Here is an 8,319-nt window from a genome sequence, read left to right on the forward strand (position 1 = left end):
ATCAGCAGCGCCGCAACCGGTGGCTTCTCCGGCTCGATTACCTTGTCGGCGACCGGCCAACCCTCCGGCGTTACCGTCGGATTCACCACCAATCCCATCTCCGCCGGCAACAGCACCAGCATGACGATCGCTGTGGCCGTCGGAACCGCTGGCGGAACTTATCCCATCACCATTACCGGCACCTCCGGCGGCACCGTTGAAACCACCACGGTCACGCTTACCATCCCCGGCGCGACTCCCAACTTCACCCTCAGCGCATCGCCGACGTCTCTCTCCGTCTCACCTGGAGCCACCGGCAAGGTCACCGTTTCAACAGCCGTCACAGGTGGTTTCAACTCTGCGGTCAGCCTGTCGGGTACGGTCACCGGTTCCAGAGTCACGCTTAGCTTCAGCCCGACATCCATCGCCGCTCCCGGCGCTGGATCATCGACCATGACCATCACCGTCAACCGCAGAGCCGCAACCGGCACCCGCACCATAACGGTTACCGGCACAGGTGGAGGCGTCACTCAGCACGCCACCGTAACGTTAACCATTCCGTAGAACGGGTCAACAGCAACCCACATCTAGGAGCCCGGCCCTTCAGGTCCGGGCTCTTCCTTTGGTGCCTCTACGCCATTACTCATGAAATCGAGCCCGTGCCCAAGTCTCGATTCTCAGACGTGGAGACCCGGTCAACCTCTGCGAACGAACTTGGCACACCCGGCCCCCAACGCGTAGCGTAGGTGCAAGCATTTTTCTTCGGGGTATCAATGCAGCCAAGTCTCACTGAAAAACAAACCACCGTCACCAATCCGGCCCTCGCGAAGAATCCCGTCAGGCGCATCCTCGCCCTCGACGTCGTCCGCGGCATCACTATCGCCTTCATGATCATGGTCAACAACAACGGTGGCCCCGGCTCGTGGCACTTCATGAATCATGCCAACTGGAACGGCCTCACCCCCACTGACCTTGTCTTCCCCACATTCGTCTTTGTTGTCGGCGTTTCGGTCGTCTTCGCCTTCCACGCGCGCATTGCCAAAGGCGACACGCGAGCCAAACTCGCAAAGCACACCATCATCCGCGCCCTCGTCCTCATCCTCTTCGGCATCATTGTCAACAGCTTCCCATTCTTCGAACTCGTCCACATGCGCTTCTACGGCGTCCTGCAACGGATAGCCGTCTGCTACCTCGTCGTCGGCCTCTTCTACCTATGGGACCAGCGCCCCTCCACCAAGTGGATCGCCCTCGCTGTCTGTCTCGTTGGCTATTGGGTACTCGTCCGCTGGGTTCCCATTCCCGGCGTCGGCACGCCCGGCCGCGACGTCCCCTTCATGGACATGACACAGAACCTCGTCTCCTGGATCGATCGCACTCTTTTCCCGCATCACCTCTATCTCTACTCGCCCGATCACAATGTGCGCGATCCCGAAGGCCTGCTCAGCGATCTCCCCGCCATCGGCACCGCGCTTATGGGCATCCTCACCGGGATTTGGCTGCGCACCACAAGATCTGTCGCAACCAAAACCGCCGGCCTCGCCATCGCTTCTATCTGCAGTCTCGCCGCCGGCTATCTGTGGTCGCTCGAGTTTCCTCTGAATAAAAACATGTGGACCAGTTCCTTTGTCCTCGTCGCCGGCGGATACTCACTCGCCCTGCTCACCTTTGCCTGGTTCGCCACCGAGCAGATGGGCTGGCGCAAGGGCTGGACGTGGCCCTGGCTCGTCTTCGGCTCCAACGCCATCGCCGCGTACATGTTCAGCGAACTCACCCCCGGCATCTTCTATAACCTCCACGTCGCAGGTGAGAACGGCAAGCGCATGGAATTCATGACCTGGCTCTTCACCCACACCTTCGCGCATATTCCCAATCCGCATTGGGCCGCCTTCGCCTACTCCGTCTCCTTCACAACTTTCTGCTTCATCCCGGTCTGGATCCTCTACAGGAAGAAAATCTTCCTCAAGATCTAGCTGCACTGCAAAAGTCCGATTTTGAAAAGCACACGACTTCGCAGCCTGCGCAGAGACTCATTTCAAGACGGGTTTGTATCAGGGCATGACTTTCAGCCATGCCGTAGAGTTCAATATTCAGCGCGGCTTTAGCCGCCGAAGGGTATTCTTGTCGGCGTTGTTACTTCTACCGTCGCTATCAGTGGCAAGGTGACTTCTGGTGACCACTGTGTCCACAACAAAAGTGTGATCCACGTTCCAATTTGATAACGCCGGAGGTATGCTAGCCGTCTATCTGCTCTAACAGGTGCCACAGCCTGAGCAAGCCAGATTCCCCATCGACTGCCGATGATCATCGCAGCCGGTTCGCCGAAGTCCCCGTTCCATCCTTCGGCCTGGAGGTCACGCATGAGGGTCCCCGAAGAATCCACCGCGAGTTGTGTCTGCGCCGCCGCTCCATCATCCAGCCGCCATATCGCGTGGGATATTGGCGAGCTCCTCATCGGGTATTGCCTCATCCTTGCTGTCATCTGGACACCGCGGCCCCTCCAGCACTGGCTCTACTACATCGCCCTCGGGTGGTTCATCGTCTCCATCCTCCTGTCGTTTGAGGGGTGGAGAGCCATGGGCTGCTGCGTCGCCGGATTCTGGCGCTCCTCCTGGGTCGTCGGCGTTGCCCTCATTTTGACTGCCATCGCAACGTTCTTCGCCAGCAGCCTGCACACGCTGCATCACCCCGGCGGCCCCACCGCATGGGTCAAGACGTTCGCCGGCTACACCCTCTGGGCCCTCGCGCAGCAGCTGCTCCTACAGGGATACTTCCTCGCACGCCTCCTGCGCATTATCCCCAGGGCAAACCTCGCGGCCTTCATCACGGCCGTTGTGTTCGCGCTCGCCCACCTGCCCAATCCAATCCTCACGCCGCTGACACTTATCTGGGGACTCACCGCCTGCCTGGTCTTCATCCGCTCGCGTAACGTGTATCCGCTGGCCATCGCCCACGCCATCTTCGGCATCTGCGTAGCCGTCACCATTCCAGCGTCCTTGTTGCACAACATGCGCGTCGGGCTGGGCTATCTCAAGTACCGGCCGCAACCGGTTCATCTCAGCCATAACGACCATGTCGCATCAACCGACGCGTGGGTAATCGCCGAAGCCCCCACGCGCCGCTGAGCCCGCCACGCCCGTCCGTAAGACACTCCCGCAATCGCCGCCATCACCACATAGCGCCAGTTGAAACTCAGCGTCTGCTTGTTCCAGTGCGCCAATCCGAACACTGCCGCCGCCAACAGCAGGGCACGCGTTCGCCCCATCCGGCGCTCCAGCAGATTCTGCACCCACCCCCGGAAGAACAGCTCCTCGGGAATCGCAATAAACAAAAACGTAAATACAAAAGCCCCCACCGCCCGCAGGGAAGAAGGCAAGATCGCGTGCACATGCAGAAACCCCAGCCACAACCCCAGCGGAACAGCAATCAGCGCATAGAGGAAATACTCACCCAATCCCCTCCGCAGATCCCTGAGCGTCAGCCGCAAATCAAAACCAACGCCCTCCAGCCTCCGCACCACCAGGAACCCGAAGATGCCCGCATCCAGCAGCAGAATCTTCCCCAGCGCCGCCAATCCTCGCGGCCACGCCGGTTCCAGCCAGCGCAGATCCACTGCCAGCCCCAGCGCCAGCAGCACCACAAAATCCCGCCAGTTCCCGTGTTGCTCCCCGTCCTCGTCCCGCTCCTGCTCCAGCAGAAGCGCAATCCCCATCGGCAGCAGAGCGTAGACCGCCAGCCATCCCCACCTGAAAATCCCAAAGGCCGTCGCCGTCAGCGCATAGGGCAAACACAGCAACACTGGCCCAACCACGCGCACCGTGCGTGGGAGGCATTGCCCCAGCCTGCCGACTGACTCAGGACAAAACCCCGCCGCCAGCATCGGCCCGACAAGCAGAACCGTCGCCGCCACCACACCCGGTCGCCAGAAATCTCCAATATTCATTTTGCGGAGCAAACTCCAAATGTGCGGGCCCTGCGTATGCTTTGAAGATACGGGGATTCAAACCGTACGTACCCTCGCATAAAGCACAGGGCTTTACAGCTTGCGGAAGAACTGATTCCGAACAGGGGCATGTATCAGGGCATGACTTCAGTCATGCCATAAACCCACAAATAGAATGTCGGGCTTTAGCCCCTGAGGCGGCTCTTTCCGCCGGAGACCAAACGAAACAGCGTCATTGACCCTGCGCAACAGCTGCGACCTTCACCGGCCGAAAGAGCCACGTTAGTAAGAGCGTAAACAGCAGCCCGCCCACCGTAAACTTCAACCACACCGGCGCATGCGAAGGCGAGAAGAAGCCCTCCAGGCATCCGGCAACCACCAGCATCGGAATCACCCCCGCCACCAGTTGCGTTGCCTCAATGCCCCCCTTTGCCACCGACTCTTTCCAGCGATATCCGCCCGGAAACAGCATCGCGCGTCCAATGCGAAATCCCGCTCCCCCCGCAATGATGATCGCCGGCAGTTCCAACGCCCCGTGTGGCGCAATAAAGCTCCACAGCGCCCGCGACATGCTGTACTGGTGGCAAGCCGCTCCAATCACGCCCAGCATCATGCCGTTGTTGAAAAGAAGAGCGAACGTGCCCACGCCAAACAGGATGCCCCCGGCAAAAGCGAGAAAGCTCACCGAAAGGTTGTTGGTCATGATGTGGCTGGTCTCTTTAGGCGCCACACTCACAATGGAGTCGGTCCACATCTTGTGCTGCTCCATCGTCGCAATCATCTCCGGCCCCACGTAGTGCCGCATAAACTCCGGCCGCGCAATCGTAAGCGCCGCGCCCAGCACTCCCCACGCTATTGTTACCAGCAGCGACGCCGCCACGTACGGCAACTGCCGCTGAAAGATCGCCGGATACTCGTCTTTGAGAAAACGAAAGAGCGTCATCCACGTGGTCTTCCGACGCGAATAAATGATGTGGTGTGCCCGCGCCAGCAGCTGATTCACATGGTCGCTATAGGTGCGTGCAGTCTCATCGCGCCGCAATACCGAAAGATCCGCGGCCACCTGCCGATACAGCAGCGCCATCTCCTGCAACTCTGTGCGCGAAAGGCTCCCCAGCCCGTTCTGGTCCGACCGGGTAAGCAGGAATGCCAGCCGGTCCCAATGTGGCCGGCGCTTGGCAATCCACTGATTCGATAGAATGGGCGCCATGGATCCGAGTGTCCAGATTGACCAGAGTTCAGATCAGCTTAGCATTGAAACCCCTGAGCTCGTTGCCATCCAGATGCCTATCGCCGGAATAGGCAGCCGCTTTATCGCCCTGCTGGTCGACTACGTCATCTGGTTCGTCGGCATCGGCCTCGTTGCCTGGATATTCGCCTTCCTCCTGCCCGGCCTCACCGCCTTCAACCGCATGTCAGCCCAGTGGGCGACCGCCGTCTACCTCTTCCTGATCTTCCTCTTCAACTGGGGCTACTTTACCCTCTTCGAGGCCTTCTGGAACGGCCGCACCCCCGGCAAGCGCATCGCCCGCATCCGCGTCATTCAGCGCTCCGGCCGCCCCATCGGCCTCTTTGAATCCATGGCGCGCAACTTCGTCCGCTACATTGACCAGATCCCCTTCTTCTACGCCGTCGGTGCCATCGCCATCTTCGTCACGCGCGACCACCAGCGCCTCGGCGATCTCGCCGCCGGCACCCTCGTCGTTCGCGACCGCATTGAAGAAGCACCCACCAGCACCGAGTCCACCCGCACTTTCACCGCGAATATATTCGCTCCCGCCGTCCCCACGCCTGAGCCCCACGCCGGCTTCTCGCTCCCCGTTCACGGCATCGCCAGGCTCTCCGTAGCCGACCTGCAGGTCCTCGAAAGCTTCTTCGCACGTCGCCTTGACATGCCGCTGGCCACGCGATCAGTCCTCGCCCAGCGCATCGCCGCCGCCATCCAGTCCAAATCAGGGCTTGAACCCCCACCCGGTGCGAGCGTAGAAACATTCCTGGAGATCACGGCCCGCCAGCTCCGCGACGTAGCCCGCATGCACTCCTAGGGTTTTTCCGCGGTATCCCATCCAAAGGAGACTGCCTTGAAAGATTGGATTCTGGTCATCCTCCTCATAGTTCTGGCCGCATTGGCCTTGGGGTTGTTCGGCTTCTTTGGCTTGCAGGGATTTATGTGGGACAGTGCCTATGACCATGCCCTTTCGAAATACAAGGAAGCCTATGCGCATAGGGACGATCCCGGAGGTCCAAATGCACCTTCCTTCTTCAAGGAATTCGACGCAGCGGAGCAGCGACTCGAAAACGCTCAGACCCAGGACCCCGAGAGACTCCAAAAGTTCAAAGACCTGCACGCCTGCGGGCTCAGCTTGAAGGGTTACCGTAATCTAAAACTGAATGGATTCGTCACCGCTCCGTTTGACAAAGCCGCGGCCGCCTGCGTCCAGGAACCGTAAGACAGCAGCATGTGCCCAATAACCCGGAAGCCAGTGCGTACCATAACGCATCAGCACAGGCCGCCCAGCGACCGCAGTCGAAATGTCTGCATTTGTTCGTCAGCACCTTGGCCGGTTAGCGGTAACTCATTGACACCTGCAAAAGCGAATGTCATCCCGACCAAATGTCATCCCGACCGAAGTGGAGGGATCCGCAGTTGCTCTTCAAACTTCCAGAATCGAAAAATGCCAACTTCCGTCTGTTAAATCGATTCGTAATGCGCAACCGCCCGGTTGCTCGTTGCGAAAAACATCGGTCGTTCAATTCCGCCACCGCACCGGCGTTGCTTCACGGTTTGCCGTCGATGCCTGATGCGGATTTAAGAACCTGTCATCTCGGAATGATGGGGAGGATCAAGGCGCTGGGGTGGGCAGTGTCGTGATAGATGGTGTTGGTAGCTTTAACGAAAGTTGAGTCCGTCGATGCGGGCTTGCCGGTGTTGAGGTTGCGGTCGAAACGCGGGAAGTTGCTGCTTGAAACTTCGAGGCGCATGATGTGCCCCTTGAGGAAGACATTGCTGGTTGACCAGAGATCGATTTTGTATTCGTAGATTTTGCCGGGTTCGAGCAGCTTGGCTGGACCGGTGGTTGATTCGCGGTAACGGGCGCGGAGGATTCCCTCCGTCAGGTTCTGCACATAGCCGTTTGGCCACACGTCGACGAGTTTGCCCGTGAAGTCGGTGTCGACGGCAGTGGATGCGGCGTAAATGTCGAGGGTGACGGGGCCAGTAACTTCAACGTCGTTGTCAAGCGGCGGAGTAGAGTAGACGAGCACCTCGGGCCGGCCTTCCAGTTCTTTCTGGTCGCGCGGGCCCGCGGGCAGATGCTGCGGATCGCAGCATAGCGGGCCGCCTACGGTAGGAACGGGATTCGCAGGATCGTAGGTGAAGGTGTCGGGCTTATCGGATTTCGCGGTTGTCGTGGTGAGAGCCCCATCGCCCGATGATGAGTTTGCGTTGCCGCCGGAGTGAAGCAGGTAGCGAGTAGACTTGGCGCGCTCCAGCGGCCAGGCATCTTCGAAGCGCCATTTGTTCTCGCCCATCACGAATAGCTTCACGGGATGGGTCGCGAATTCGTTCTGCTTGCCGAGAAAAAGATAGTCGTACCACTCCAGGATGACGGTATTCTCGTCGTACTCAGCGGCTGCGGGGCCAAAGTCAACAGTGCCGATGTGGCTGCCACCTCCGGCGTGACCGCCGATCATGACGAGCAGGTGTTGCCCGGCGCGTGCGGCTTCATTGCCTGCGTGCGCTTTGAGGCCGAGATAGTTGCGCAGCGAGCCACCTTGAAAGATGTCGTACCAGGCGGCGACAGTGAGCGCGGGAACCTGGATGTTCTGAAAGTTTTCTTCGATGGACCACTGTTTCCAGTAGCTGTCGTAGTCAGTGTGTGCTGCCCAATCGAGGAAGTAGGGCGCGATGAATTGAGTGAGTTCTACTCCTGTATGCGGCTTGGCGATATTGAAGACAGGAAACTGAGTGAGAGGCAGGACATTGACCGCGGCGAGGGCGTTCGTGTCGCGACGGATGGCGCGGTTGAGCGTGTCTTGCGCGAGGCCGGCGGTCCATGACTCGTTGAACCACTGCTCGAATGCGCCACCCTGGTAAGTCCAGTTTTCGTGATAGTTCGATGCGGTGACAATGGGGCAAATGCCGGCGAGGTGCGGTGGGTGGCCGATGGCTGCGAGCATCTGCGTAGCTCCAACGTAGGACCCGCCGAACATGCCGACTTTGCCGTTCGAATTCTGCAACGCGGCAGCCCATTCGATGGTGTCGTAGCCGTCGTCGGTCTCGTGTTTGAAGGGATACCACTCGCCCTCGGAGGTGTAGCGGCCCCGCACATCCTGCACGACGACGAGGTAGCCACGCGCCGCGGCGGTGCGGCCAAAGTCGGCTGTGTTGTTCTTGTCAT

Annotated in this window: 7 protein-coding genes and 1 pseudogene; 5 read left to right on the forward strand and 3 right to left on the reverse strand. The window is 59.6% G+C overall.

The genetic code is table 11. The annotated features are described in order from the left end of the window. From WA354_RS21160 to WA354_RS21170, 3 genes and pseudogenes are all read left to right on the forward strand, one after another. Positions 1 to 543 (forward strand): annotated as a pseudogene (locus tag WA354_RS21160) (hypothetical protein); the annotation flags it as partial. A 209-nt stretch (positions 544 to 752) separates the two neighbouring features. Continuing rightward, positions 753 to 1,949: an acyltransferase family protein gene (locus WA354_RS21165; protein WP_472815006.1), complete on the forward strand. Its 1,197-nt coding sequence runs from the start codon at positions 753 to 755 to the stop codon at positions 1,947 to 1,949. A 387-nt stretch (positions 1,950 to 2,336) separates the two neighbouring features. Further along, positions 2,337 to 3,101 carry a lysostaphin resistance A-like protein gene (locus WA354_RS21170; RefSeq protein ID WP_472815007.1) on the forward strand — a complete coding sequence of 255 codons (765 nt, stop codon included), beginning with the start codon at positions 2,337 to 2,339 and terminating at the stop codon, positions 3,099 to 3,101. Here the strand turns inward: WA354_RS21170 and WA354_RS21175 are convergent. Next, entirely contained in the window at positions 3,029 to 3,919 is an 891-nt protein-coding gene (locus tag WA354_RS21175) for a CPBP family glutamic-type intramembrane protease (protein ID WP_472815008.1), read from the reverse strand. The two genes, WA354_RS21170 and WA354_RS21175, sit on opposite strands and share 73 nt — an antisense overlap. Before the next feature lie 232 nt (positions 3,920 to 4,151). Further along, positions 4,152 to 5,129, reverse strand: a complete 978-nt coding sequence (locus WA354_RS21180) for a stage II sporulation protein M (protein WP_472815009.1) — start codon at positions 5,127 to 5,129, stop codon at positions 4,152 to 4,154. Between WA354_RS21180 and WA354_RS21185 the strand changes: the two genes are divergently transcribed. Continuing rightward, positions 5,128 to 5,964 (forward strand): RDD family protein, encoded by an 837-nt coding sequence (locus tag WA354_RS21185; protein WP_472815010.1) that lies wholly within the window; start codon positions 5,128 to 5,130, stop codon positions 5,962 to 5,964. The genes WA354_RS21180 and WA354_RS21185 overlap by 2 nt on opposite strands. 36 nt (positions 5,965 to 6,000) lie before the next feature. Beyond that, positions 6,001 to 6,369 carry a hypothetical protein gene (locus WA354_RS21190; RefSeq protein ID WP_472815011.1) on the forward strand — a complete coding sequence of 123 codons (369 nt, stop codon included), beginning with the start codon at positions 6,001 to 6,003 and terminating at the stop codon, positions 6,367 to 6,369. Between the two features lie 370 nt (positions 6,370 to 6,739). Here WA354_RS21190 and WA354_RS21195 read toward each other — a convergent pair. Next, positions 6,740 to 8,319: CocE/NonD family hydrolase (locus WA354_RS21195; RefSeq protein ID WP_472815012.1), on the reverse strand; the 1,580-nt coding region annotated here is incomplete at its 5' end.

This window comes from Occallatibacter sp., assembly GCF_049802275.1.
Lineage (GTDB): Bacteria > Acidobacteriota > Terriglobia > Terriglobales > Acidobacteriaceae > Telmatobacter.

Bases quoted from the DNA above. Each gene is read 5' to 3' on its own strand.
- WA354_RS21165 (WP_472815006.1), top strand. From the start codon at position 753: ATGCAGCCAAGTCTCACTGAAAAACAAACCACCGTCACCAATCCGGCC.
- WA354_RS21170 (WP_472815007.1), top strand. From the start codon at position 2,337: ATGAGGGTCCCCGAAGAATCCACCGCGAGTTGTGTCTGCGCCGCCGCT.
- WA354_RS21175 (WP_472815008.1), bottom strand. From the start codon at position 3,919: ATGAATATTGGAGATTTCTGGCGACCGGGTGTGGTGGCGGCGACGGTT.
- WA354_RS21185 (WP_472815010.1), top strand. From the start codon at position 5,128: ATGGATCCGAGTGTCCAGATTGACCAGAGTTCAGATCAGCTTAGCATT.
- WA354_RS21180 (WP_472815009.1), bottom strand. From the start codon at position 5,129: ATGGCGCCCATTCTATCGAATCAGTGGATTGCCAAGCGCCGGCCACAT.